The following is a 26,242-nucleotide window of genomic DNA, read 5'->3' as shown; positions in this document are numbered from 1 at the left end:
GCCCCGGTCCTAGGACCTGCGGCCCGCCCCCGTGGGACCTCCGGACGAAACCCCGGCGGCATGTGTTGCGGCGGGATGAAATCGCAGCCCAGCCGTGTTGGGCCTTCCGGTAGAGCAGGACGGACGGGAGGCCCTTCGTGGCGGCGGTCGGGGAAAAACAGCAGGGCTGGGCGCGCAGGCTGGCCGGGTACGCGTGGCGGTACAAGGCGAACACGCTGCTCGCGCTCGGGTCCTCGCTGCTCGGCATGGCCGTGCTCGCGCTCGTGCCGCTGGTCACCAAGGTGATCATCGACGACGTCATCGGGACGAAGACCCGGGACCTCGCCGTCTGGACCGGGCTCCTCATCGGAGCCGCCGTCCTCGTCTACGCCCTCACCTACGTCCGTCGCTACTACGGCGGACGGCTCGCGCTCGACGTCCAGCACGATCTGCGGACCGACATGTTCGCCACGATCACCCGGCTCGACGGGCGGCGGCAGGACGAGCTGTCCACCGGACAGGTCGTCGGGCGGGCCACCAGCGACCTCCAGCTGATCCAGGGCCTGCTCTTCATGCTCCCGATGACCGTCGGGAACATCCTGCTCTTCCTCATCTCGCTGGGCGTCATGGCCTGGCTGTCCCTCCCGCTCACCCTGGTCGCCCTCGCCGTCGCCCCCGCCCTCTGGTTCATCGCCAAGCGGAGCCGCACCCGCCTCCACCCCGCCACCTGGCACGCCCAGCAGCAGGCCGCCGTCGTCGCCGGGGTCGTCGACGGGGCCGTGACCGGCGTCCGGGTCGTCAAGGGCTTCGGCCAGGAGGACCAGGAGACCGGCAAGATCCGGGAGGCCGGGCGGAAGCTGTTCGCCGGGCGGCTGCGGACGATCCGGCTGAACTCGAAGTACACCCCGGCCCTCCAGGCGGTGCCCGCCCTCGGCCAGGTCGCCGTCCTCGCCCTCGGCGGCTGGCTCGCCTACCGGGGCCAGATCACCCTCGGCACCTTCGTCGCCTTCTCCTCGTACCTGGCCTCGCTCGTCGGCCCGGTCCGCATGCTCGCGATGGTCCTCACCGTCGGCCAGCAGGCCCGGGCCGGTGTCGAGCGGGTCCTCGACCTCGTCGACACCGAGCCCGTCATCAAGGACGGGACCAAGGAGCTGCCCGCGGACGCGCCCGCGACCGTCGAGTTCGACGACGTCTCCTTCGCGTACGACGAGGGCAGGCCGGTCCTCGACCGCTTCTCGCTGGAGATCCGGGCCGGCGAGACCGTCGCCGTCGTCGGCGCCTCCGGCTCCGGCAAGTCCACCGTCTCCCTCCTCCTCCCGCGCTTCTACGACGTCACCCACGGCGCCGTCCTCGTCGGCGGCCACGACGTCCGCGAGCTCACCCTCGACTCCCTGCGCGCGGCCGTCGGCCTGGTCCCCGAGGACTCGTTCCTCTTCTCCGACACCGTCCGCGCCAACATCGCGTACGGCCTCCCGGACGCCACCCAGGAGCAGATCGAGACCGCCGCCCGCGCCGCCCAGGCGGACCGTTTCATCGCCGAGCTGCCCGACGGGTACGACACCAAGGTCGGCGAGCACGGCCTCACCCTCTCCGGCGGCCAGCGCCAGCGCGTCGCCCTCGCCCGCGCGATCCTCACCGACCCCCGGCTGCTCCTCCTCGACGACGCCACCTCCGCCGTCGACGCCAAGGTCGAGCACGAGATCCACGAGGCCCTGAAGTCGGTGATGGCGGGCCGTACGACCCTGCTCATCGCGCACCGCCGCTCCACCCTCGGCCTCGCCGACCGGATCGCCGTCCTGGAGGACGGCCGGCTCGCCGACATCGGCACCTACGCCGAGCTGGAGGAACGCTCCCCGCTCTTCCGCCGGCTGCTCACCGACCCCGACGAGCTCGGCGGCGTCTCGCCCGGCCACGTCACCCCCACCGAGGTGCCCGAGGACCGCGGTCTGCGGGCCGAACTGGACGCCGAGTTCGACGCCGAGCGCGGGATCACCCCCACCCTGTGGGTACGGGACGAGACCGCCGCGCCGGAGAGCGCCGCGCCCGGCGCCACCCCCGAGCTGCTGGCCGCCGTCGAGGCCCTGCCGCCCGCCACCGACACCCCCGGCATCGACGAGGGCCGCGCGGTCTCGCCCGAGGAGAGCTACGGCCTGCGCCGGCTGCTCCGCGGCTTCGGCCTGCCGCTGCTCATCAGCCTCGGTCTGGTCGCCCTCGACGCGGGCGCCGGCCTGCTGCTGCCGGTCCTGATCCGGCACGGCATCGACGAGGGCGTGAACCGGCTCGCGATCGGCGCCGTGTGGGCGGCCTCCGCGCTCGCCCTGGTGACCGTGCTCGTGCAGTGGGTGGCGCAGACCGCCGAGACCCGGATGACCGGCCGCACCGGCGAGCGGGTCCTCTACGCGCTGCGCCTGAAGATCTTCGCGCAGCTCCAGCGGCTCGGTCTCGACTACTACGAGCGGGAGCTCACCGGCCGGATCATGACCCGGATGACCACGGACGTGGACGCCCTGTCCACCTTCCTGCAGACGGGCCTGGTCACCGCCTTCGTCTCGGTCGTGACCTTCTTCGGGATCATGGTCGCGCTGCTCGTCCTCGACCTCCAGCTCGCCCTGGTCGTCTTCGCGACCCTGCCGGTCCTCGCCGTGGCCACGTACTACTTCCGCCGCTCCAGCGTGAAGGCGTACGAGCTGGCGCGCGAGCGGATCAGCGTCGTCAACGCCGACCTCCAGGAGTCCGTCTCCGGCCTCCGGATCGTGCAGGCCTTCCGCCGCGAGCACTCCGGCGCCGCCCGGTTCGCCGAGCGCAGCGACCACTACCGTGAGGCCCGCGTCCGGGGCCAGTGGCTGATCTCGGTCTACTTCCCGTTCGTCACCCTGCTCTCCTCGGCCGCGGCCGCCGCCGTCATGATCGTCGGCGCGAACCGCATCGAGGCCGGCACCCTCACCACCGGCGCGCTCGTCGCCTACCTGCTCTACATCGACCTGTTCTTCGCCCCCGTGCAGCAGCTCTCGCAGGTCTTCGACGGCTACCAGCAGGCCGCCGTCTCGCTGAAGCGGATGCAGGAGCTCCTCCAGGAGCCGACCTCGACGGCCGCCGCGCCCGCACCCCTTGACGTGCTGTCGCTGCGCGGCGAGATCGCCTTCGAGGACGTCTCCTTCGCGTACGGCGGGGAGGACGGCGCCCCGCAGGGCGAGACCGCCCTGACCGGCATCGACCTGCGCATCCCGGCCGGGCAGACCGTCGCGTTCGTCGGCGAGACCGGCGCGGGCAAGTCCACCCTGGTCAAGCTGGTCGCCCGGTTCTACGACCCGACGGGCGGCCGGGTCACCGCCGACGGCACCGACCTGCGGGACCTCGACCTCACCGCGTACCGGCACCGGCTCGGCGTCGTCCCGCAGGAGGCGTACCTCTTCGCCGGCACGATCCGTGACGCCATCGCGTACGGCCGTCCCGAGGCGAGCGACGCGGAGGTGGAGGCGGCGGCCCGCGCGGTCGGCGCCCACGACATGATCGCCACCCTCGACGGCGGCTACCTCCACGAGGTCGCCGAGCGGGGCCGTAACCTCTCGGCCGGTCAGCGCCAGCTCATCGCCCTCGCCCGGGCCGAGCTCGTCGACCCGGACATCCTGCTGCTCGACGAGGCCACGGCCGCCCTCGACCTGGCCACCGAGGCGCAGGTCAACGCCGCCACCGACCGCGTCGCCGGACGCCGCACCACCCTGGTCGTCGCCCACCGCCTCACCACCGCCGCCCGCGCGGACCGGGTGGTCGTCATGGACCACGGCCGGGTCGCGGAGGACGGCAGCCACGAGGAGCTCCTCGCCCTGGGCGGCCGGTACGCGGCGCTGTGGCGGACCTTCGTCGGCGAGAGCGCCGAGGAGGAGGAGCCGGAGCGGGTGTGAGTACGCCTCCGGCCGGCGGCTGAGTATCCGGACGGATGCCGGGACCGCCCCGGGAGCGGTGGGATGGGGGCATGAGCAGCGACCAGCCCCGTACCCGTGCCGCCTCGCCCGTCCCCATCACCCCGCCGGACCCGGCGGCCGCGCGCCTGCGGAGGCGGTCCGTGGTCTGGGCGGCGCTGTGGGTGCCGGCCTGTCTGCTCGCCGGCGTCCTCGTGCTTACCCGGGAGAAGGCCGCCCGCTGCCTCACCTACGGCGAGTCCTGCGAGGGCACCCCCGGCGTGCTGTACGTGGCGGCCCTGGTGATCGCCCTCGTGGCGCTCGTGACCGTGCAGAGCACCTCCCGGGCCGAGGTCCGCCGGGCGGCGTTCTGGACCCAGCTCGGCGCCGAGGGCGTCTTCCTGTTCTTCCTCCTCACCGCGTTCGCGTAAGGGGCACGAGCCGGAGGCAACCATTCCGTGGCCTTGTGCGTCGTACGCCCGTACGCCGATCCACTCGGGAGGGGAAGCATGTCCAGGGACGGGAAACCGGGCGCGAAGACGGACACGGAGACGGAGACCCCTGCGGGCGCGCGGGAGGAACGGCCTGGCCGCCCCCGCCACCGGCGGCTGCTCGGCCGGCTCCTCGCACCGCTCGTCGGCGCCCTCGTCCTGGTCCTGACCCCGGTCACCCTCGTCCCCGGCCTCGGCGGCGGCACCGCGGAGGCCGTCTCCGTCTGCCAGGGCCGGCCCACCCGGACGATCACCTTCCCCACCGGCGAGCTCCGCCTCTACCGGACCCGGCAGTACGCCTGCGCCGTCACCGTCGCCAAGCAGCCGGGCCCCCGGCGCGCGATGGCCGTCTCCCTCCAGCCGCGCGGCGGCAGGCCCGCCGTCTCGTCCGGGCGCTTCGACCGGCAGACCGGCCCGGTCACCGTCCACGCCCTCAACCGGTGCGTCCGCGCGACCGGTTCGGTGGCCGGGCGGGGCACGTCCACCGGCTGGATCCTGTGCTGACGGACGCAGAAGTCCAAGGGTAAGGACCAACTGGGTCTGGCGGTCCACACGTTGCCCCCGCTAGGTTCGCGACACCGTTGTGAACCAAGGGGAGGGTGAATGCGCAAGTCGCTGAGATGGGCGCTGTCGCTTTCGGTGCTCATAGGCACCGTGGCACCGACCGGCGTGGCTACCGCCGCGGACACGGACACGGACAGCACGGCCGTCGTCGACTCGCAGAGCACGGACATCAAGGACCGCATCCTGGCGATCCCCGGGATGAGCCTGATCGAGGAGAAGCCGTACGCCGGCTACCGCTTCTTCGTCCTGAACTACAAGCAGCCGATCGACCACCGGCGCCCGTGGGCCGGCACGTTCGACCAGCGGATCTCCGTCCTGCACAAGGACACCGGCCGCCCGACCGTCTTCCGCACCAGCGGCTACTCGCTGAGCACCACGCCGAGCCGGGCCGAGCCGACGCGGATCGTCGACGGCAACCAGGTCTCCATGGAGTACCGCTTCTTCACGCCGTCCCGCCCGCAGCCCGCCGACTGGTCGAAGCTCGACATCTGGCAGGCGGCCAGCGACCAGCACCGGATCTTCACGGCGCTGAAGAAGATCTACGGCCAGAAGTGGCTCTCCACCGGAGCGTCGAAGGGCGGCATGACCGCCACCTACTTCGAGCGCTTCTATCCGCGGGACATGGACGGCGTCGTCGCCTACGTCGCCCCGAACGACGTGGTCAACAACGAGGACTCGGCCTACGACCGGTTCTTCGAGACCGTCGGCACCAAGGAGTGCCGCGACCGCCTGAACAACCTCCAGCGCGAGGCCCTCGTCCGCCGCGCGCCCCTGGAGGCCAAGTACCAGGCGTGGGCCGAGTCGGAGGGCGCCACCTTCAACACGGTCGGCACGCTCGACAAGGCCTTCGAGGCCGTCGTCCTCGACTTCGTGTGGGGCTTCTGGCAGTACTACGGCGAGGACGTCTGCGACCAGATCCCGGACGCGAAGACCGCCAGCGACGACGTCGTCTACGAGACGATCGACGCCTACTCCGGCTGGTCCGCCTACACCGACCAGGGCCTGGAGGGCTACACGCCGTACTACTACCAGGCGGCGACCCAGCTCGGCTCGCCCACCATCAAGCAGCCGCACCTGAAGGGCCTCAGCCGCTACGGCTACCAGCCCGCGCGGAACTTCGTGCCGCGCGAGATCCCGATGAAGTTCCAGCCGCACGCCATGCGTGACGTGGACAGCTGGGTCCGCAACAACGCGAACAAGATGCTCTTCGTGTACGGCGGCAACGACCCGTGGGGCTCCGAGAAGTTCCACCTCGGCAAGGGCGCGCGCGACAGCTACGTGTACGTGGCGCCGGGCGCCAACCACGGGGCGAACGTCGCCGGGCTCGTCGACGCGGAGCGGGAGAACGCCACCGCCCGCATCCTCGCCTGGGCGGGCGTCCCCGCGCCGGCCGTCCAGGCGGCGCAGCCGCTGGCCCGCTTCGACGCGCGCCTCGACCGGCAGGTCGACGAGGACGCGACGAAGGAGCACGGTCTGCGGCCGTAACCGCTCCGAGGGGGTGGGGTGCGTCCGGCGGCGCACCCCACCCCCCCGTCGTGGCGGTCGTGTCAGCGGTACGACAGTCCGTACCCGACCGGGTGGAGCACCTTCGCCGGCTCCTCGGCGTCCTGCACCGGGACCGGCAGCCGGCCCCTCGGGCGGGCCCGGCCCGCCAGGACCCGTACGGCGGCGCGGAGTTCGACATCGGTCCAGGAGTACGTGGCGAGGGTCGCCCGCTGACCCTCCAGCCAGGCGATGTCGTACGGGTTGCGGATCGCCACCGTCACCACCGGCACCCCGGTCGCCACCAGCCGCGCCACGAGCGTGCGCTGCGGGCTCGCCCCCGTGACGTTGTACGTGCCCACCACGACGACGTCCTTGCCGGCGGCCGCCGCCACCGCCTCCTCGATCCGCGCCGCCGTCGGGCTGATCCCGGTGGACAGCGCGGTCGCGGTGAAGCCGAGCTCCGTCAGGGCGGTCGCGAGGGTGGTCGTCGGCGGACCCGTCGTACCGGACGGGGACGCCGGGTCGGCGCCGACGACGAGGACCGAACCGTGGCGTGCCGGGTTCAGCGGCAGGAACCCGCCCTCGTTGCGCAGCAGCGTCGTGGTCGCCTCGGCGATCCGGTCGGCCTGGGCGAGGTGCGCGGCGCTGCCGACCACCCGGTCGACGCCCGCCCGGCTGACGTACGCCCGCCGGAACAGACCGAGCTTCGCCTTGAGCCGCAGGATCCGCAGGATCGATTCGTCGAGCCGGGCCTCCGTCAGCTCGCCGTCCCGCACCGCCCTCAGGACCGCGTTCCACGCCACGTCGAGCTTCGGCGGGTTCAGCAGCTGGTCCACCCCGGCCTTCAGGGCGAGGACCGGGACGCGCTCGTCGCCGTACCGGGTGCGCACCCCCTCCATCCCGAGCGAGTCGGTGACCACGACGCCGTCGTAGCCCAGCTCCTCGCGGAGGATGCCGGTGAGGATCGGCCGGGACAGCGTCGCCGGGTCCCCGCTCGGGTCGAGCGCCGGGACCACGATGTGCGCGGTCATGATCGAGTCGATCCCGGCGGCGATCGCGGACCGGAACGGCGGCGCGTCCAGCTCGCTCCACTGCGCCCGCGTGTGGCTGATCGTCGGCAGTCCGACATGGCTGTCGACGGTGGTGTCGCCGTGCCCGGGGAAGTGCTTGGAGGTGGCCGCGACCCCGGCCCGCTGGTACCCCGTGACCTGCGCGGCGACCAGGCCGGCGACGGCCGCCGGGTCCGAGCCGAAGGAGCGGACGCCGATGACCGGGTTGGCCGGGTTGACGTTGACGTCCGCGACCGGCGCGTAGTTCTGCCGGATGCCGACGGCCGCGAGCTCCTCGCCCGCGATCTGCGCGGCCCTGCGGGCGTCCGCCCGCGAACCGCCGGCGCCGAGGGCCATCGCCCCGGGCAGCAGGGCGGCGGGCTCGCCGACCCGGCAGACGATGCCGTGCTCCTGGTCGGTGGAGATCAGCGCGGGGACCGGCGTGGGCTGGGCGAGCGCGGCCTGCTGGATGCCGTTGGAGAGCTCGGCGATCTGCCGCGGGTCGCGGGTGTTGTGGGCCCAGGAGAAGTAGATGACGCCGCCCACGTGGTAGCGCTCGACCAGCTCGGCGGCGGTGCGGACGCCGATGTCCTGGAGGTTGGCGTCGATGTCGGCCTGGTCGGGGGCGGTCGCGGAGTGGCCGTACACCCGCATCACGAAGAGCTGGCCGACCTTCTCCTCGAGGGACATGCGGTCGATGATCCGCCGGAGCTTCCGGTCGTCGTGCCGGTCCTGCCCGGCGTGGGCGGGGGTGGCGAACCCGGTGACGGCGGCCGCTGCCGCGGCGGCGGTCACCGTGAGGAGGGTGCGTCGGGAGGGGGCGGGGGCGCGGTGGTGCACTGATGCTCCTTCCGGCCGTGCGAGGTGGGAGGAATCCGTGTCGGGACCCCGGAAGCCGCCGTTGAAGGAAACTTCCAAGGAGTCACGGATAGCCCGAAAGTAACTGCCAGGTCAAGGACCCGCGCACGAATCACCCACGGCGGCGATCCCGGGCCAGAGTTCCTGGAGCGTACGGACCGTCTCCCGGATCGCCGGGCGCCGCGCCGCCCCGGTCCGCCACATGGCGTGCAGCCGGCGCGTCGGCATCGGGTCGAGCCGCACCGGCACCACCTCCGGCGGCAGCGCCCCCCGCCCGAGGCGCGGCACCAGCGCGATCCCCAGACCGGCCGCCACCAGCGCCACCTGGGTGTGGTTCTCCTCCGCCTGATGCACGATCAGCGGCTCGAAACCGGTCGCCCGCAGCGTCCGCGTCAGCCAGTCGTGGCACACCGTCCCCGGCGGCTGCGAAATCCACCGCTCCGCCGCCAGCTCCTCCCGGCGCACCGACTCCCGCGCCGCCAGCGGATGGTCCCGGTGGACGAGGATGTCGCACAGATCGTCGCCGATCACCGCCTGCTCCACCCCCGGCGGCACCGGCAGCGGGGCGATGTCCCAGTCGTGCGCCACCGCCAGGTCGATCACGCCCCGCGCCACCAGGTCGATCGACACGTGCGGGTCCACCTCGGTGAGGCGGGCGTCGACGTCCGGGTGGAGCCGGGCGAGCTCCGCGAGCGCCCGGGGCATCAGACCGCGCGCCGCGCTCGCGAAACAGCCGATCGCCAGCCGCCCGGCCGGCCGGCCGCGCCGCTCCTCGATCCGGACCTCCGCCTCCTCGACGAGCGCGAGCAGCTGCCGCGCGGTGGCGGCGAGTTGATGGGCGTCGTCGGTGAGCCGGACGCCCCGGCCGCTGCGTTCGAGCAGGGTCGTGCGGGTCTCCCGCTCCAGCTTCGCGATCTGCTGGGAGACCGCGGACGGCGTGTAGCCGAGGGCGGTGGCGGCGGCGCCGACACTGCCGTGGACGGCGACGGCGTGCAGGGCGCGCAGACGGCCGAGATCCAGCACGGGCTCCTCCTCGGGTGATCGATGGCAGGGAAGCGAAGCGTCGCCGCATCCGCACCGGAAGGCGAGGATGAAGCATCGCTACATCCCACCATGAAGGAACCCGTGCTGGTGCTACACGGTCGCCGCCGGTCATCCTCGATCACATGCGCCCCGCCCACCTCGCCCTCGCCGCCCTGGTCGCCGCCGTCTGGGGAGTCAACTTCGTCGTCATCGAGATCGGCCTCGACCACTTCCCGCCGCTGCTCTTCTCCGCCCTCCGGTTCCTCGTCGCCGCACTCCCCGCCGTCTTCCTGGTGGGCCGGCCGACCGTGGCCTGGAAGTGGATCCTGGCGGTCGGACTCGTCCTGGGCGTCGCCAAGTTCGGACTGCTCTTCACCGGCATGGACCTCGGCGCCCCCGCCGGACTCTCCTCCCTCGTCCTCCAGGTCCAGGCCGTCTTTACCGCCCTCTTCGCCTTCGCCGCCCTCGGCGAACGCCCCGGCCGGCTCAAGCTCGCGGGCATGGCCGTCGCCCTCGCGGGCATCGCCGTGGCCGCGGCGGACGAGGGCGGGACCGGGTCCCTCACCGGCTTCGCCCTGGTCATCGGCGCGGCGGCCTGCTGGGGCGTGTCCAACGTCCTCACCCGCAAGGCCTCCCCGCCCGACGCCCTCAACTTCATGGTCTGGGTCAGCACCGTGCCCGTCCTGCCGCTGCTCGCCCTCTCCCTCCTCCTGGAGGGCCCGGAGCGCGACCTGGCGGCCCTGCGCGGCCTCGACCCGGCCGGCGCCGGCGTCATCGTCTACGTCGCCTGGATCACCACCGTCTTCGGCTTCGGCGCCTGGGGCTGGCTGCTCCGCCGCTACCCGGCCTCGTCCGTCGCCCCCTTCTCCCTCCTCGTCCCCGTCTTCGGCATGTCCTCCGCCGCGCTCTTCCTGGGCGAGGGCGTGAGCCCGGCCCGCTGGGGCGCGGCGGCACTGCTCGTCGGGGGAGTGGCCCTGACCTCCTTGGCGCCCGGCCGCAGGACCGGCGGGAATTCCGTGGCGGACCCGGCCCCCGTGCCCGTATCGTCCTCCGGTCGCGCCCTCAGCGAGGAAAGGCCCGCATGACCTTCGAGCACATCACCGTCGACGCCCCCGAGTCCGCCCCCGGAGCCGTCCTGCTCGCCGGCATCCCCGGCAGCGGCAAATCCACGGTCGCGGCCGCCCTCGCCGCCCGCTTCGCCCGGGCCGCGCACATCGAGGTCGACGACCTCCAGTCCCTCATCGTGAGCGGCTGCCACTGGCCGACCCCGGACGGCGACCCGGAGGCGGACCGCCAGATCCTGCTGCGCGCCCGCAACGCCTGCCTCCTCGCGGACAGTCTCGCCACGGCCGGTTTCCTGCCGGTCCTCGACGACGTCGTCGTACGCCGCTCCCACCTGGACTTCTACCGCGCCCACGCGCGGGCGGTCCCGCTCCACGTGGTGATCCTCGCCCCGGGCCCGGACCGGGCCTGGGAGCGGAACAACGCCCGCGACAAGCGCCTGACGACGAACTGGGCGTTCCTGGACGAGGCCATGCGCGAGGAGCTGTCGGACGAGGGCGTCTGGATCGACAACGCGGACCAGACGGTCGAGGAGACGGTGGACGCGGTCCTGAGGGTGACGGGTCTGAAGCCGGGGGAGTGACCCGGCCGGAGAAGCGAACCGCCGGACCCCCGGGTGGGGGTCCGGCGTTCCTGATTCCCCCCCGCGGGGATCAGGCGAAGAGCTCGGACAGCAGCTCGGGACCGATCACGATGGGCGCCGGCCGGTAGGCCGGCGGCAGGGTGCCCATCAGCTCGCGGACCAGGAAGTCCCAGCAGCGGGTGCGGACATGGGCCAGGCAGTCGATGAAGGTGTGCTCGGCGCCGGGCACGACGTGCAGCTCGAAGTCCTTGCCGGCGGCGAGGAGCCGGTCGGCGAACCGCAGGGTCTGGTCCGGGTGGACCTGGTCGTCCATGTCGCCGTGGACGAGCAGCAGCTTGCCGGCCAGCCGGTCCGCGAGGTGCAGGTTGGACGTCCGGGCCCACGCCTCGCGGTCGTCGCCGTCGTACGCCTCCACGAAGCCCGCGTGGAAGGTGGGCGCGTCGTGCGAACCGGAGAGCGCGACCCCGGCCTTGTACACCTCGGGGAACTCCAGCATCGCCCGCGCGGCCGCGAACCCGCCGCCGGAGTGGCCGAGGACGCCCACCCGGTCCAGGTCCATCCACGGCCGGGTCTCGGCCAGCTGCCGCAGGGCCGCGGCGTGGTCGGCCAGGCCGCCGGCGTCGGCCAGCCGGCCGTAGGAGGCGTCGTGGAAGGCCTTGCTCCGGCCCGGGGTGCCCCGCCCGTCCAGCGCGACGACCACGAAGCCGAGTGCCGCGAGGGGCTCCGCGTCCATGCCCATGCCGCCGGGGTCGAAGCCGGGGGCGACCCGGTTGACCTGCGGGCCGGGGTAGAGGTTGTCCACCACCGGGTAGCAGCCGTCCGGGTCGAAGCCGCGCGGCCGGTACAGCACCCCGTGGACGTCGGTCTCGCCGTCGGCGGCCTTGACGCGGAAGCGCTCCGGAGCCGTCCAGCCGGTCGCGGTCAGCCCGCCGATGTCGGCGCGCTCCAGCTCGACCAGGACCCGGCCGGTCCAGTCGCGGACCGTCGTGACCGGCGGGGTGTCGACCGTGGAGGCGGAGTCGACGAAGTACGCGTGGGTGTCCGGGTCCTCCGGCAGCGTGAGGACGTGGTCCAGCGCGTCGTCCGTGACCCGGGCGAAGCCGGAGCCGTCCAGGCCGACCCGGCAGACCGTGCGCCGGTACGGGTCCTCGTCGACGAGCCCGGAGACGGTGACGTACGCGACCCGCTCCCCCTCGTCGACGTGCAGGATCTGCCGCACCGCCCACGGGCCGGAGGTGACCTGGCCGAGCAGCGCACCGGTGTTCAGGTCGTACCGGTAGAGGTGGCCCCAGCCGTCGCGCTGCGAGTACCAGAGCACCTCGTCGGCGAGCACCCGCACGATCGGCGGCTCGGTCATCCACTGGTTGGGTTCGACGCGGGTGTCCCCGGTCTCGCTCAGTACGGTGGTGACCTCGCCGGTGGCCGGGTCGAGGCGGTACAGGGCGAGCGTGCGCAGGTCGCGCGGTCGGCCCAGGTAGTAGACCGCCGATCCGTCCGGGGCCCACCAGGCCCAGCGGGCCGTGACCGGCGAGACGTGCGTCATGAGCAGCGGCTCGGCCTGGGCGCGGACCACCGTGCCGGTGGCGACGTCGAGGACGACCAGCTCGGCCAGCGGCAGGTGCTCGTCACCGGGGTGGGCGAAGCGCTGGGTGTGCAACCGGGCCGGGCCGCCGTCGGCGGGCCTCGCCTCCAGGAGGTGGGTCTCCCGGACGGACCGCTCGTCGGTCCGGTGGGCGAGGACCTTCGTCGAGTCGGGCGACCAGGCCACCGCGGGCGGCAGGTGGGGCACGCCGAGCTTGCGCAGCAGGGTGGCGTTGCCGGTGGCGGCCGGGCCCGGACCGTACGCGTGGTCCGGGGCGCCGTCGGTGGTCAGCGCCCACTCGCGGCCGTCGGACAGCGAGCGCGCCCACAGGTCGTGGCCCCGCTGGGACACCGCGTGCTTCCCGTCGGGCGAGGTGACGTCCAGCGGGTTGCCCGGCGGGGTGAACTCGGCCCGCTCACAGGCGTAGTCGTCCAGGCGGCAGCGCCAGTACGCGCCGAGCCCGAAGAACTCCACGGCGTCCCCGGTCGGCACGATGGCCGTGAACGGCAGGGCCTGGGGGTCGACCTCCTGGCCGGAGGCGGCGGCCAGGGCGGCGGCGAGCCGGGCGTGGTCGAAGGCCGGCTCGCGGGTGCCCGCGGCGGGGTCGACCAGCTCGAACCGCTTGCCGGCCCCGTTGCTCACCCCGTACCAGAAGCGGGTGCCTCCGTCGATCCACTGGGGCCGGACCCTGTCGCCGACGACGAGCTCGCCGGGGCGGGCGGGCCGGCGGAGCAGCTGCTCGGCGGCCATGTAGTCCTGGGTGGAGCTCATGTCGTGTGTCCGTTCTGGCGGTTGGCTGTTGGCTGTTGGCTGAAGTCGATCTCGGCGGGCGGTGGTGCCTCAGAGGCTGCGGGCGGTGATGTCGCCGTACGAGGTGGTGGCGTGGATGGTCAGTTCGGCGGCGGAGCCCGCGGAGTTGGTGAGCGCGTTGTGGATCCGGCCGTAGGCGGTGCCGGCGTTGAGGATCGCGGAGACGCCGCGGGCGGCGTCGACGGAGATCGCGCCGGACTCGGTGCGCAGCACGACCGTGCCGCCGGTGGCCTCGGCGACGCGGAGGTCGCCCTGCTGGGTGCTGATCTCCGCGGAGCCGCCGAGCCTGCCGACCGTGATGTCGCCGGCGGCGAGGGTGAGGCGGGCGCTCGCGGCCTCGTCGAGGACGACGGTGCCCTGCGCGCCCTCGAAGGTGACGTCGCCGAGGGGCCCGGCGCCGCGGAGTTCGGCGGCGGCCGCGACGGCCTCGACGCGGGAGCCGGCCGGCAGTTCGACGGTCACCTCGACGGAGCCGGAGTCGCCCAGGATGCGGTTCTTCGCGGGGGCGGCGGCGATCCGCAGCACGCCGTCGACGTACTCGACGGTGATCTGCTCCGCGGCCTTCACGTCGGCGCCCTTGGCGGCGTTCGCGGGCCGGATGTCGACGGTGGCGTCGGTCCGGTCGGAGGCGATGAGCTCGATGCGTCCGGCGGGGATGTCGAGGGTGGCGGCGATGGCGGCGGTGGTGGCGAACTTCTGCATGGCTTTTCTCCTGTCTGGTCAGCGTGCGCTCTGTCGGCCCGCTGTTTCCGATGAGGGAAAAGCTACGTTGCGTTCGCGCTTCTGGCAACGCATTCATTGCGTCAATAAGCAGTATCCGCAGGTAGATCCATGGATTTCATTGCAATGGTTTCGCGTCTAATGCAACGAACCCGGCTCCTCCTGTTGCAATGAACTGGAGGTGAATGCTCTGCCGGATCCGCTCGCCGGGCCGCGTGGCCGCCGGCCCGCCGGGAAACGACGAACGCCGCCGCGAGCGATGCTCGCGACGGCGTCCGGTGGCCTCCGGGTGACTATCCCCGTGTGCGGGGCCGTCCCGTCGACCCGCGCACCACCAGCTCCGCCGACACCTGCTCAAGGCCGCCCGCCAAAGGCTCCTCCGTCCCCATCGCCAGCCGCCCCGCCCGAACTCCCGCCTCGTGCAGGGGGAGATGGACCGTCGTCAGGGACGGGACCGCGTCCACCGAGAAGGGCAGGTCGTCGAAGCCCGCCACGGACACGTCGCCCGGGATGTCCAGGCCGCGTTCCCGCAGGGCCGCGCAGACGCCGAGGGCCACCGTGTCGTTCGCGGCGACCACCGCGGTCAGTTCCGGGTCGCGGGCGAGGAGTTCGGCCGTCGCCTCGTACCCGGCCCGCCGGTCGTACGCGCCGTGGACCGTCGGCCCCTCCGGGACGCCCGCGGCCGCGAGCGCGTCCCGGTGCCCTTCGAGGCGGTGCCGGGTCGTCGTCCGGTCGCCGGGCCCGGCCGCGTAACCGATGCGTCGGTGCCCGAGGCCGAGCAGGTGCTCGGTCAGGCGCCGCGCGCCGGTCCGGTTGTCGAAGACGAGCGCCGCCGCGTTCGCGTCGCCGGTCACCGGCGGGCGCCCGCACAGCACGACCCGGGTGCCCGCCTCCGCGAGCTTCGCCAGCTTGGCCGTCGTCGCCGCCAGGTGCTCGGGGGCCTCCAGGGAGCCGCCCATCAGGATCACGGCGGCGGCCCGCTGCCGCTGGAGCAGGGTGAGGTAGGTCAGCTCGCGTGCGGGGGAGCCGCCGGTGTTGCACACGACGGCGAGCTTCTCGCCGCCGCCGCGCCCCGAAGCGCCCTCGCCGATGGCGCTCTGGGCGGCGCTCGCCATGATCCCGAAGAAGGGGTCGGCGATGTCGTTGACGAGGACGCCGACCAGGTCGGAGGTGGCGGCGGCGAGGGAGCTCGCGGGCCCGTTGAGGACGTAGTCCAGTTCGTCCACGGCCCGCAGGACCCGTTCCCGGGTCGATTCGGCGACCGGGTAGTTGCCGTTGAGGACGCGGGAGACGGTGGCGGGGGAGACCCGTGCGCGAGCGGCCACGTCCGCCAGGGTGACGGTCATCGTGTGCGTACCTCCAGGGCCCTTGTCGACGGCGATGTCGGCAGGCTAGCGTCATCATCGATGGAAAGCGCTTTCTATCCAGGCGCGGAACACCGGGGAGAGGAACCTTTCGTGACACGCAGGACAGTCCGCATCGCCATGAACGGCGTCACCGGACGCATGGGACACCGCCAGCACCTCGTCCGCTCGATCCTCGCCCTGCGCGAACAGGGCGGCCTCGACCTCGGCGACGGCGAGATCCTCTGGCCCGAGCCGGTCCTCGTCGGCCGCCGCGAGCCCGCCCTGCGCGCGCTCGCCGAACGCCACGGCCTCACCGAATGGTCCACCGACCTCGACGCCGTCCTCGCCGACGACAGCGTCGACATCTACTTCGACGCCCAGGTCACCTCCGCCCGCGCCGAGGCGATCACCAAGGCGATCCGGGCCGGCAAGCACATCTACACCGAGAAGCCGACCGCCGGAGACCTCGCCGGCGCGCTCGCCCTCGCCCGGCTCGCCACCGAGCACGGCGTCAAGCACGGCGTCGTCCAGGACAAGCTGTTCCTGCCGGGACTGCTCAAGCTCAAGCGCCTCATCGACGGCGGCTTCTTCGGCGAGATCCTGTCCGTACGCGGCGAGTTCGGCTACTGGGTCTTCGAGGGCGACTGGCAGGACGCCCAGCGCCCCAGCTGGAACTACCGCGCCCAGGACGGCGGCGGCATCGTCGTCGACATGTTCCCGCACTGGGAGTACGTGCTCCACGAACTGTTCGGCCGGGTCACCTCCGTCACCGCCCAGGTCGCCACCCACGTCCCGCGCCGCTGGGACGAGCAGGGCAAGCCGTACGAGGCCACCGCCGACGACGCCGCGTACGGCATCTTCCAGCTGGAAGGCGGCGCCATCGCCCAGATCAACTCCTCCTGGACCGTCCGGGTCAACCGCGACGAGCTCGTCGAGTTCCAGGTCGACGGCACCCACGGCTCCGCCGTCGCCGGACTGCGCAACTGCCGCGTCCAGCACCGCTCGGCCACCCCCAAGCCCGTCTGGAACCCGGACATCCCGGCCACCGAACCCTTCCGCGACCAGTGGCAGGAGGTCCCCGACAACGCCGAGTTCGACAACGGCTTCAAGGCCCAGTGGGAGCTGTTCCTGCGGCACGTCGTCCTCGACGAGCCGTACCACTGGGACCTGCTCGCCGGCGCCCGCGGCGTCCAGCTCGCCGAACTCGGCCTGAGGTCCGCCGCCGAGGGCCGCCGCCTCGACGTCCCGGAGGTCGGCCTGTGATCCGCCTGCCCGAACTCGGCGGCGGCGTGAGGGAGTACGCGCCCCGCACCGAGCCCCTGACCTTGAACGGCGGCGGCCCCCTTGCCTCCCGCACCGTCTACTCGGCCGCCCACGTGGTCGCGGACCCGTACGCCGACACCACCCCCGACTCCCCCGCCGCCGTCGACTGGGACGCCACCCTCGCCTTCCGCCGGCACCTCTGGTCCCACGGCCTCGGGGTCGCCGAGGCCATGGACACCGCCCAGCGCGGCATGGGCCTCGACTGGGCCGGCGCGGCCGAACTGATCCGCCGCAGCGCGGCGGAGGCGAAGGCGGTCGGCGGACGGATCGCCTGCGGCGTCGGCACCGACCAACTCACCGCCCCCGCCGACCTGGCGGCAGTCCGCAAGGCGTACGAGGAGCAGCTCGCGCTCGTCGAGGAGACCGGCTCCCGCGCCATCCTGATGGCCTCCCGCGCCCTCGCCGCCACGGCGCAGGGACCCGACGACTACCTCGACCTGTACGGCCACCTGCTCCGCCAGGCGAGCGAGCCGGTGATCCTCCACTGGCTCGGCCCGATGTTCGACCCGGCACTCGACGGCTACTGGGGCTCGCCGGACCTGGACGCCGCGACCGAGACCTTCCTTGAGGTCATCGCCGCCCACCCCGACAAGGTCGACGGCATCAAGGTCTCCCTCCTCGACGCGGGCCGCGAGGTGGCGCTGCGCCGCCGGCTCCCGGAGGGCGTCCGCTGCTACACCGGCGACGACTTCCACTACCCGGAGCTGATCGCGGGCGACGAACAGGGCTTCAGCCACGCCCTGCTGGGCATCTTCGACCCGCTGGCAGCGCTGGCGGCGGACGCGGTACGGACGCTCGACACGGGCGACGTCGACGGCTTCCGTGCCACGCTCGACCCGACGGTCGCGCTCTCCCGCCACCTCTTCCGGGCGCCGACCCGCTTCTACAAGACGGGCGTCGTCCTGCTGGCCTGGCTGGCCGGCCACCAGGACCACTTCACGATGGTCGGCGGCCTGCAGTCCGCACGCTCCCTGCCGCACCTGGCGAAGGCGTACGAACTGGCGGACGGCCTGGGACTCTTCCCCGACCCGGCGCTCGCGGAGGACCGCATGCGCTCCCTCCTGAAGGTCCACGGAGGCCTGGCGTGAACCCGGACCGCTTCAGCATCAACCAGATGACGGTCAGACAGCTCGCCCTGCCCGACCTGGTGGCCCACTGCGTCCGCCTCGGCATCCCGGGCGTCGGGCTGTGGCGCGAACCGGTCCAGGAGTACGGGGTGGCGGCCGCCGCCGACCTCGTCCGGGACGCCGGCCTGACCGTCACGACCCTCTGCCGGGGCGGCTTCTTCACCTCCGACGGCTGGGAGGCGGAGAACCGGGCGGCGATCGACGAGGCGGCGACCCTCGGCACGGACACCGTCGTCCTGGTCTCCGGCGGCCTCACCCCCGCCTACCCGGACCTGCCCTCGGCCCGGGCCCGGATCACCGAGGCCATCGGCGCCCTCGCCCCCTACGCGGCCGAACGCGGCATCCGGCTGGCGATCGAACCCCTCCACCCCATGTACGCCGCCGACCGCTGCGCCGTCTCGACCCTGGACCAGGCGCTGACGATCGCGGAGCACTTCCCCGCCGACCAGGTGGGCGTGGTCGTCGACACGTACCACCTCTGGTGGGACGACCGGGCCCCGGCGGCGGTGGAACGCGCGGGCGCGGCGGGCCGCGTCCACTCCTTCCAGCTCGCCGACTGGACCACCCCCCTCCCGGCGGGGGTCCTGAACGGCCGGGGCCAACTCGGCGACGGCGCCATCGACCTCAGGGCCTGGGCCGACCTCCTGGAGAAGGCGGGCTGGACGGGCCCGGTGGAGGTGGAGCTCTTCAACGACGCCCTGTGGGCGAGGGACGGGGTGGAGGTCCTGGAGGAGACGCTGGAGGCGTTCCTGGAGGTCTGAGGACGCGGGGCGGCCGGCCGGTCACCCGCCCGCGTGGCGCACGTCCTGCTGTTCGACCTCCTTGAGTACACGGGCGACCGTGGCGAAGTCGTTGTCCCGGTGCAGCACGGTCAACCCGTGGTGGACCGCCGTGGCGCAGATGAGGAGGTCGATGACGCCCGCCGCGCGGTGCTGCCCCTTCTGCGTCAGCTTGTACTGGGCGCTCTCCACCCAGCGCCAGGCGTCCTTGGGGACGCGTACCGGCGCGAACATGGCCGCGAGGTCCTCTTCGATCGCCTCGCGATCGTCCGCGTTCACGGCACTGAAGAGGAGCTCCGTGCGGGTGGCTTCGCACATGCCGATCGCACCCGTCTCGATCTCGGCGTCCCAGCGCCGCTGCGCGGCGGGATCCGTACCGAGGTGGACGTAAGCGCTGGTGTCGACGAGGTAGGTGATCACACCGCGCCCTCGCCGTGCTGGGCTGCCTTGCGGGCCTCCCAGTCCCGGCGGGTGCGCTCCAGCTCCCCCCGCGCGCCGCGTTCGGCGAGACGTTGGAAGGCGGCGCGGCGGTGATGACGCCGTATGACCTCTTCCAGGGCCGTGTTGATCGTGTCCTTCTTCGTGGTCGTACCGAGCAGCTTCGCGGCCTCGGCGAGCACATCGTCGTCCACGTCCACATTGGTCACACCCATGGTCACCCCTTGTGGGTCATGTGGCAGGTTCGCCCATATTTCCCACATCGTACCGCGCGGGCGAGCCCCCGCCCCGCCACGGGCCGGCCCCCGCTGTCCGACCGGTTCGCTACCGTCGGGTCATGTCCAACGAAGGTCGCGGGCCGGGGTCCGCAGTGCTCGAAGGGGTGCTGGAGCGGATCACCTACGCCAACGAGGAGAGCGGGTACACGGTCGCCCGGGTCGACACCGGCCGGGGGGCCGGGGATCTGCTCACCGTGGTCGGCTCGCTGCTCGGCGCGCAGCCGGGGGAGTCGCTGCGGATGGAGGGCCGTTGGGGGTCGCATCCGCAGTACGGGAAGCAGTTCACCGTCGACAACTACACGACGCTCCTTCCCGCCACCATCCAAGGCATCCGCCGCTATCTCGGGTCCGGGCTCGTCAAGGGCATCGGGCCCGTCTTCGCCGACCGCATCACCCAGCACTTCGGGCTCGACACCCTGCGGATCCTGGAGGACGCCCCCGCCCGGCTGATCGAGGTCCCGGGCCTGGGCCCGAAGCGCACGAAGAACATCATCGCGGCCTGGGAGGAGCAGAAGGCCATCAAGGAGGTGATGGTCTTCCTCCAGGGGGTCGGGGTGTCCACGTCCATCGCCGTGCGGATCTACAAGAAGTACGGGGACGCCTCGATCTCCGTCGTCCGCAACCAGCCCTACCGGCTCGCCGCCGACGTCTGGGGCATCGGCTTCCTCACCGCCGACAAGATCGCCCAGGCCGTGGGCATCCCGCACGACAGCCCCGACCGGGTGAAGGCGGGCCTGCAGTACGCCCTGTCGCAGTCCAGCGACCAGGGGCACTGCTACCTCCCGGAGGAGCGGCTGATCGCCGACGCGGTGAAGCTGCTCCAGGTCGACACAGGGCTCGTCATCGAGTGCCTCGCCGAGCTGGCCGAGGACCCCGAGGGCGTGGTGCGGGAGACCGTCCCCGGGCCGGAGGGGACGCCCGTCACCGCCGTGTACCTGATCCCCTTCCACCGGGCCGAGCTGTCGCTCGCCGGACAGCTGCGGCGCCTCCTGCGGGCCGAGGAGGACCGGATGCCCGCCTTCCGGGACGTGCCCTGGGACAGGGCCCTCGGCTGGCTCGCCGACCGCACCGGCGCCTCCCTCGCCCCCGAGCAGGAGGAGGCCGTACGGCTCGCCCTCACCCGGAAGGTCGCCGTGCTCACCGGCGGCCCCGGCTGCGGCAAGTCCTTCACGGTCCGTTCCATCGTGGAGCTGGCCCGCGCCAAGAAGGCCAAGGTCGTCCTCGCCGCGCCCACCGGCCGCGCCGCCAAGCGGCTCGCCGAGCTGACCGGCGCCGAGGCCTCCACCGTGCACCGGCTGCTCGAACTCAAGCCGGGCGGGGACGCCGCGTACGACCGGGACCGGCCCCTGGACGCCGATCTCGTCGTCGTCGACGAGGCCTCCATGCTCGACCTGCTGCTGGCGAACAAGCTGGTGAAGGCGGTGGCGCCGGGAGCCCATCTGCTGCTGGTGGGGGACGTGGACCAGCTCCCGTCGGTCGGGGCGGGCGAGGTCCTCGGCGACCTGCTCGCCCCGGGCAGTCCGGTGCCCGCCGTCCGGCTGACCCGGATCTTCCGGCAGGCGCAGGAGTCCGGCGTGGTCACCAACGCGCACCGGATCAACGCCGGCATCCCGCCGCGGACCGAGGGCCTGCCGGACTTCTTCCTCTTCTCCGAGGAGGAGACCGAGGACGCCGCCCGGGTCGCCGTGGAGGTCGCGGCCCGCCGGATTCCGGCCAGGTTCGGCCTCGACCCGCGCCGTGACGTCCAGGTCCTCGCCCCCATGCACCGGGGCCCGGCCGGCGCCGGCGCGCTGAACGGGCTGCTCCAGCAGGCCGTCACCCCGGCCCGCCCCGACCTTCCGGAGAAGCGGTTCGGCGGCCGGGTCTTCCGGGTGGGTGACAAGGTCACCCAGATTCGGAACAACTATGAGAAGGGGGCCAACGGGGTCTTCAACGGTACGGTCGGCGTCGTCACGGCACTGGACACCGTCGAGCAGCGGCTGACCGTGCGGACGGACGAGGACGAGGAGGTGGCGTACGACTTCGACGAACTGGACGAGCTCGCCCACGCGTACGCGGTCACCATCCACCGTTCGCAGGGCAGCGAGTATCCCGCCGTGGTGATCCCGGTCACCATGAGCGCGTGGATGATGCTCCAGCGGAACCTGCTCTACACGGCCGTGACCCGGGCCCGGAAGCTCGTCGTCCTCGTCGGGTCCCGCCGGGCGATCGCCCAGGCGGTCCGTACGGTCTCCGCGGGCAGGCGCTTTACCGCACTCGCCTTCCGGCTCACAGGCGGCACCCTCGTGTGAAAGATCACGGAGGACTACCGGAACCGGGGCGAAGGGGGCAGGATATGAAGGTTGGCGGCACTGAGTGCCGCCGATTGGCCCAATGGTCGACCCCGAGTGCACTCTCCTGAGCCAAATGGGGGATGGTAGAGACAGTCAGGGCACCTCGAAGAAGAGGCACTACGTCGGTGAGGGATGACGTGAGCGACAACTCTGTAGTACTGCGGTACGCGGACGGTGAATACACCTACCCGGTGGTCGAGAGCACCGTCGGCGACAAGGGCTTCGACATCGGGAAACTCCGAGCCCAGACCGGTCTGGTCACCCTGGACAGCGGATACGGCAACACCGCCGCCTATAAATCCGCGATCACCTACCTCGACGGTGAGCAGGGGATTCTGCGGTACCGCGGCTACCCCATCGAGCAGCTGGCCGAGCGCTCCACCTTCCTTGAGGTGGCGTACCTGCTGATCAACGGCGAGCTTCCCAAGGTCGACGAGCTGGCGACCTTCAAGAACGAGATCACGCAGCACACGCTGGTCCACGAGGACGTCAAGAACTTCTTCCGCGGTTTCCCGCGGGACGCCCACCCGATGGCGATGCTGTCCTCGGTGGTCTCCGCGCTGTCCACCTTCTACCAGGACAGCCACAACCCGTTCGACGAGCAGCAGCGTCACCTCTCCACGATCCGGCTGCTCGCCAAGCTGCCGACGATCGCGGCGTACGCGTACAAGAAGTCGATCGGTCACCCCTTCGTCTACCCGCGCAACGACCTCGGGTACGTCGAGAACTTCCTGCGCATGACCTTCTCGGTCCCGGCGCAGGAGTACGACCTGGACCCGGTCGTCGTCTCCGCGCTCGACAAGCTGCTGATCCTGCACGCGGACCACGAGCAGAACTGCTCGACCTCCACCGTGCGTCTGGTCGGCTCCTCGCAGGCCAACATGTTCGCCTCGATCTCCGCCGGCATCTCGGCCCTGTGGGGCCCCCTGCACGGTGGCGCCAACCAGTCGGTCCTGGAGATGCTGGAAGGCATCCAGGCCAACGGCGGCGATGTCGACTCCTTCATCCGCAAGGTGAAGAACAAGGAGGACGGCGTCCGCCTGATGGGCTTCGGCCACCGGGTGTACAAGTCCTTCGACCCGCGCGCCAAGATCATCAAGGCGGCGGCGCACGACGTCCTCTCGGCCCTCGGCAAGTCCGACGAGCTCCTGGACATCGCGCTCAAGCTGGAGGAGCACGCGCTCTCCGACGAGTACTTCGTCTCGCGCAACCTCTACCCGAACGTGGACTTCTACACGGGCCTCATCTACCGCGCGATGGGCTTCCCGACCGAGATGTTCACCGTCCTCTTCGCGCTCGGCCGGCTCCCCGGCTGGATCGCCCAGTGGCACGAGATGATCAAGGAGCCGGGCTCCCGCATCGGCCGCCCGCGCCAGATCTACACCGGCGAGGTCCTCCGCGACTTCGTCCCGGTCGAGGCGCGCTAGCAGTACGCCATGAGGGCCGGCGCCCCGTAGCGGCGAGTGAGCCGAAGGGGCGCGCCTGTGGGGGCGCGGCGAACGCGCGGAGGCCCGACGAAGGAGGGTCGAGCACGATCGCCGTGCCCCCACAGGCTCCAGCGCCCCGGAGGCGAACCGAGCCTTGAAAAAAAGAGGAAGCGCCCCGCGTCGTCGATCCCCCCACGGGTCGACGAGCGGGGCGCTTCCCATGTCCCGGTGCGGATTCCCCCCACGGGATCCGGGCCGGGCGTCTGCGGTGTCGGCAGAAGCTACGCGGGTCGGGCGCTGCGCGGTCTGCCGGGGTACGTACGGGAGGGCCGCTCAAAGCTCCCCGGTGCACGTGCCCCGGCCAACGCTTGCCTAGGAACGTCCCCCAAGACATTCCATGAACGTCCCCCAAGACGTTCTCGGCATCGCCCACTTAGACTCGCGAACAGCCCAGATGGTTACCCCCCAATATCTGTGATCTAGGTCTCCTTGTGAAGGTCCTGTGCGTCACGTGTAGGTGAATTCACGTGAAGCGCCGCAGACGAAGGCTGTTGGATACGACGAAGACGGACGAAAAGGCCATGGCGAGTCCGGCGATCATCGGGTTGAGGAATCCGGCCGCCGCCAGCGGCAGGGCCGCCAGGTTGTAGCCGAAGGCCCAGCCGAGGTTGCCCTTGATCGTCGCCAGGGTGCGGCGGGCGAGCCGGATGGCGTCGGCCGCGACCCGCAGGTCGCCCCGTACCAGGGTCAGATCGCTCGCCTCGATCGCCGCGTCCGTGCCCGTCCCCATCGCCAGGCCCAGGTCCGCCGTCGCGAGCGCGGCCGCGTCGTTCACCCCGTCGCCGACCATCGCGACCGTCCGGCCCTCCGCCTGGAGCCGCCGGACCACTTCGGCCTTCTCCTCAGGGAGGACCTCCGCGATCACCTCGTCGATGCCGACCTCCGCCGCGACGGCCTCCGCCTCCGCCCGGTGGTCGCCGGTGAGGAGGACCGGGCGCAGTCCCAGGGCGCGCAGCCGGGTGACGGCCTCCGCGCTGGTGTCCTTGACGGTGTCCCGGACGGTCAGGGTGCCGCGGGCGACGCCGTCCCAGGCGACGTGGACGGCGCCGGGCTCCGCCCCCGCCGGCACGGTGACGCCCTCCGTGGTGAGCAGTGCCGCGCGGCCGACGAGGACGAGGTGGCCGTCGACCGAGCCGCGTACGCCGAGTCCGGGGACGTTCTCGAAGGTCTTGGGTACGGGGAGTTCCCCGCAGCGCGCGGCGGCGGCGGTAGCGACGGCGCGGGCCACCGGGTGTTCGGAGGAGTGCTCCAGGGCTCCGGCCAGCCGGAGCAGTTCGGTCTCGTCGGTGGCGTCGGTGCCGTACTTCCCGCCGTACACCCGCACACCGGCCAGTCGCATCCGGCCGGTGGTGACCGTCCCCGTCTTGTCGAGGACGACGGTGTCGACGCGGCGGGTGGACTCCAGGACCTCGGGTCCCTTGATGAGGATGCCGAGCTGGGCGCCGCGGCCGGTGCCGACCATGAGGGCGGTGGGGGTGGCGAGGCCCAGGGCGCAGGGGCAGGCGATGATCAGGACGGCGACGGCGGCGGTGAAGGAGGCCGTCGGGTCGTCGGTGAGCAGCAGCCAGGTGACGAGGGTGCCGAGCGCGAGGAGCAGGACGACGGGCACGAAGACGGCGGAGATCCGGTCGGCGAGCCGCTGCACGTCGGCCTTGCCGTTCTGGGCGTCCTCGACGAGCTTGGCCATCCGGGCGAGCCGGGTGTCGGCGCCGACGCGGGTGGCGCGGACGACGAGCCGGCCGGAGACGTTGACGCAGCCGCCGGTGACGGGGCTGCCCTCGGTGACGTCGAGCGGCAGGGATTCGCCGGTGAGCAGGGAGGCGTCGACGGCGGAGGCGCCCTCGGTGACGGTGCCGTCGGTGGCGATCTTCTCCCCGGGCCGTACGACGAAGAGGTCGCCGGTCCGCAGGGCGGTGACCGGGACCCGTACCTCCGTCCCCGCGCGCAGCACGGCCACGTCCTTGGCGCCGAGTTCCATCAGGGCCCGCAGGGCGGTGCCGGCCTTGCGCTTGGCGCGGGCCTCCAGGTAGCGGCCGAGGAGGATGAAGGTGACGACTCCGGCGGCGACCTCCAGGTAGATCGCGGAGGAGGCGGCGGAGCGGTCGACGGTCAGGTCGAAGCCGTGCCGCATGCCGGGCATGCCGGCGTCGCCGAGGAAGAGTGCCCAGAGCGACCAGCCGAAGGCGGCGAGGGTGCCGACCGAGACGAGGGTGTCCATGGTGGCGGCGCCGTGCCGGAGGTTGGTCCAGGTGGCCCGGTGGAAGGGCAGTCCGCCCCAGACGACGACGGGAGCGGCGAGGGTGAGGGAGAGCCACTGCCAGTTGTCGAACTGGAGGCTCGGGACCATGGCGAGCAGGACGACGGGCGCGGCGAGGAGCGCGGAGACGGTGAGCCGCTGCCGGAGGGCGGCGAGCTCGGGGTCCTGTGCCGCCTCTTCCTGCTGCTCCGGTGCCGGTGGCAGGGGTACGTCCGCGGTGTAGCCGGTCTTCACGACGGTGGCGATCAGCGCGTCGACGTCGACGTCCGGCGTGTGCTCGACGTGCGCCTTCTCGGTGGCGTAGTTGACGGTGGCGGTGACGCCGTCCAGCCGGTTGAGCTTCTTCTCGATGCGGGCGGCGCAGGAGGCGCAGGTCATTCCGCCGATCGTCAGCTCGGTGACCGTGGTGCTTGGCATGGGGTTTCCCAACGGGAGCAGGGCCGTACCAGGTAACGGTACGGCCCTGCGCGGCTTGTCCGGGAGGCGGTCAGACCAGCTCGTAGCCGGCCTCGTCCACGGCGGCGGCGACGGCCTCGCGGTCGAGGGGGGCGTCGGAGACGACGGTGACCTCGCCGGTCTTGGCGACGGCCGTGACCGCGGAGACGCCGGGGATCTCGGAGATCTCGCTCGAGACCGCGCCCTCGCAGTGGCCGCAGGTCATGCCCTTGACCTGGTAGACGGTGGTGAGTTCGGTCTTCGTCTCTGCGGACATGGCGCTCTCCTCCTGGGGGTTCAGGGTCGTACGCTATCGAGGTTATACCCCTGGGGG

At 72.4% G+C, this 26,242-nt stretch carries 20 protein-coding genes; 11 read left to right on the top strand and 9 right to left on the bottom strand.

From position 1 onward, the window contains the following. Positions 1-137: 137 nt before the first annotated feature. From DEJ43_RS12655 to DEJ43_RS12640, 4 genes are all read left to right on the top strand, one after another. A complete protein-coding gene (locus DEJ43_RS12655) occupies positions 138-3,881 on the top strand; it encodes an ABC transporter ATP-binding protein (protein ID WP_015033756.1) in 3,744 nt (1,247 codons plus the stop codon). A 71-nt stretch (positions 3,882-3,952) separates the two neighbouring features. Then, complete coding sequence (locus tag DEJ43_RS12650) at positions 3,953-4,309, top strand: hypothetical protein (RefSeq protein ID WP_015033755.1); 357 nt, start codon at positions 3,953-3,955, stop codon at positions 4,307-4,309. Between the two features lie 78 nt (positions 4,310-4,387). Beyond that, entirely contained in the window at positions 4,388-4,873 is a 486-nt protein-coding gene (locus DEJ43_RS12645; protein ID WP_015033754.1) for a hypothetical protein, read from the top strand. Between the two features lie 99 nt (positions 4,874-4,972). Next, entirely contained in the window at positions 4,973-6,418 is a 1,446-nt protein-coding gene (locus tag DEJ43_RS12640) for an alpha/beta hydrolase family protein (RefSeq protein WP_015033753.1), read from the top strand. A gap of 62 nt (positions 6,419-6,480) precedes the next feature. On the opposite strand, the gene DEJ43_RS12635 is transcribed toward DEJ43_RS12640, so the two are convergent. Together DEJ43_RS12635 and DEJ43_RS12630 are read right to left on the bottom strand one after the other, a co-directional pair. Further along, the gene (locus DEJ43_RS12635; RefSeq protein WP_041662416.1) at positions 6,481-8,307 is read right to left on the bottom strand and encodes a glycoside hydrolase family 3 protein; all 1,827 of its coding nucleotides are present in this window, start codon (positions 8,305-8,307) and stop codon (positions 6,481-6,483) included. A 111-nt stretch (positions 8,308-8,418) separates the two neighbouring features. Then, positions 8,419-9,348, bottom strand: a complete 930-nt coding sequence (locus DEJ43_RS12630; RefSeq protein WP_015033751.1) for a LysR family transcriptional regulator — start codon at positions 9,346-9,348, stop codon at positions 8,419-8,421. A 143-nt stretch (positions 9,349-9,491) separates the two neighbouring features. Between DEJ43_RS12630 and DEJ43_RS12625 the strand changes: the two genes are divergently transcribed. Next, a complete protein-coding gene (locus DEJ43_RS12625) occupies positions 9,492-10,433 on the top strand; it encodes an EamA family transporter (protein ID WP_015033750.1) in 942 nt (313 codons plus the stop codon). Further along, the gene (locus tag DEJ43_RS12620) at positions 10,430-10,993 is read left to right on the top strand and encodes an AAA family ATPase (RefSeq protein WP_015033749.1); all 564 of its coding nucleotides are present in this window, start codon (positions 10,430-10,432) and stop codon (positions 10,991-10,993) included. Before DEJ43_RS12625 ends, DEJ43_RS12620 begins: the two co-directional genes overlap by 4 nt. A gap of 70 nt (positions 10,994-11,063) precedes the next feature. Here the strand turns inward: DEJ43_RS12620 and DEJ43_RS12615 are convergent, their stop codons facing one another. From DEJ43_RS12615 to DEJ43_RS12605, 3 genes are all read right to left on the bottom strand, one after another. Beyond that, positions 11,064-13,346 (bottom strand): S9 family peptidase, encoded by a 2,283-nt coding sequence (locus DEJ43_RS12615; RefSeq protein ID WP_015033748.1) that lies wholly within the window; start codon positions 13,344-13,346, stop codon positions 11,064-11,066. Between the two features lie 69 nt (positions 13,347-13,415). Then, entirely contained in the window at positions 13,416-14,087 is a 672-nt protein-coding gene (locus tag DEJ43_RS12610) for a DUF4097 family beta strand repeat-containing protein (RefSeq protein WP_015033747.1), read from the bottom strand. Between the two features lie 311 nt (positions 14,088-14,398). Next, entirely contained in the window at positions 14,399-15,451 is a 1,053-nt protein-coding gene (locus tag DEJ43_RS12605) for a LacI family DNA-binding transcriptional regulator (RefSeq protein WP_015033746.1), read from the bottom strand. Positions 15,452-15,562: 111 nt separating this feature from the next. On the opposite strand from DEJ43_RS12605, the gene DEJ43_RS12600 reads away from it, so the two are divergent. Genes DEJ43_RS12600 through DEJ43_RS12590 form a run of 3 tightly spaced genes read left to right on the top strand, consistent with a single transcriptional unit; the run spans position 15,563 to position 18,662 of the window. Continuing rightward, on the top strand, positions 15,563-16,714 hold the full coding sequence (locus DEJ43_RS12600) for a Gfo/Idh/MocA family protein (RefSeq protein WP_015033745.1): 1,152 nt from the start codon (positions 15,563-15,565) through the stop codon (positions 16,712-16,714). Next, on the top strand, positions 16,711-17,862 hold the full coding sequence (locus tag DEJ43_RS12595; protein ID WP_015033744.1) for a dihydrodipicolinate synthase family protein: 1,152 nt from the start codon (positions 16,711-16,713) through the stop codon (positions 17,860-17,862). Before DEJ43_RS12600 ends, DEJ43_RS12595 begins: the two co-directional genes overlap by 4 nt. Beyond that, a complete protein-coding gene (locus DEJ43_RS12590) occupies positions 17,859-18,662 on the top strand; it encodes a sugar phosphate isomerase/epimerase family protein (protein WP_015033743.1) in 804 nt (267 codons plus the stop codon). The genes DEJ43_RS12595 and DEJ43_RS12590 overlap by 4 nt, the downstream gene beginning before the upstream one ends. Positions 18,663-18,683: 21 nt before the next feature. Here DEJ43_RS12590 and DEJ43_RS12585 read toward each other — a convergent pair whose 3' ends face one another. Next, positions 18,684-19,100, bottom strand: a complete 417-nt coding sequence (locus tag DEJ43_RS12585; protein WP_015033742.1) for a PIN domain nuclease — start codon at positions 19,098-19,100, stop codon at positions 18,684-18,686. Next, positions 19,097-19,333, bottom strand: a complete 237-nt coding sequence (locus tag DEJ43_RS12580) for a type II toxin-antitoxin system VapB family antitoxin (RefSeq protein WP_015033741.1) — start codon at positions 19,331-19,333, stop codon at positions 19,097-19,099. Before DEJ43_RS12580 ends, DEJ43_RS12585 begins: the two co-directional genes overlap by 4 nt. Positions 19,334-19,455: 122 nt before the next feature. Here DEJ43_RS12580 and recD2 point away from each other — a divergent pair, with 122 nt between their 5' ends. Beyond that, on the top strand, positions 19,456-21,687 hold the full coding sequence (gene recD2 / locus DEJ43_RS12575; RefSeq protein WP_041662414.1) for an SF1B family DNA helicase RecD2: 2,232 nt from the start codon (positions 19,456-19,458) through the stop codon (positions 21,685-21,687). Between the two features lie 179 nt (positions 21,688-21,866). Then, on the top strand, positions 21,867-23,156 hold the full coding sequence (locus DEJ43_RS12570; protein ID WP_041662413.1) for a citrate synthase: 1,290 nt from the start codon (positions 21,867-21,869) through the stop codon (positions 23,154-23,156). A gap of 523 nt (positions 23,157-23,679) precedes the next feature. Here DEJ43_RS12570 and DEJ43_RS12565 read toward each other — a convergent pair. Together DEJ43_RS12565 and DEJ43_RS12560 are read right to left on the bottom strand one after the other, a co-directional pair. Beyond that, positions 23,680-25,890: a heavy metal translocating P-type ATPase gene (locus tag DEJ43_RS12565; protein ID WP_015033738.1), complete on the bottom strand. Its 2,211-nt coding sequence runs from the start codon at positions 25,888-25,890 to the stop codon at positions 23,680-23,682. A gap of 70 nt (positions 25,891-25,960) precedes the next feature. Next, on the bottom strand, positions 25,961-26,185 hold the full coding sequence (locus DEJ43_RS12560) for a heavy-metal-associated domain-containing protein (protein ID WP_015033737.1): 225 nt from the start codon (positions 26,183-26,185) through the stop codon (positions 25,961-25,963). Positions 26,186-26,242: the final 57 nt, after the last annotated feature.

It is taken from the genome of Streptomyces venezuelae ATCC 10712 (assembly GCF_008639165.1).
GTDB lineage: Bacteria > Actinomycetota > Actinomycetes > Streptomycetales > Streptomycetaceae > Streptomyces > Streptomyces venezuelae.
Note: the sequence above shows the minus strand (reverse complement) of the source record. Positions and strands in the feature narration are given on the sequence as shown.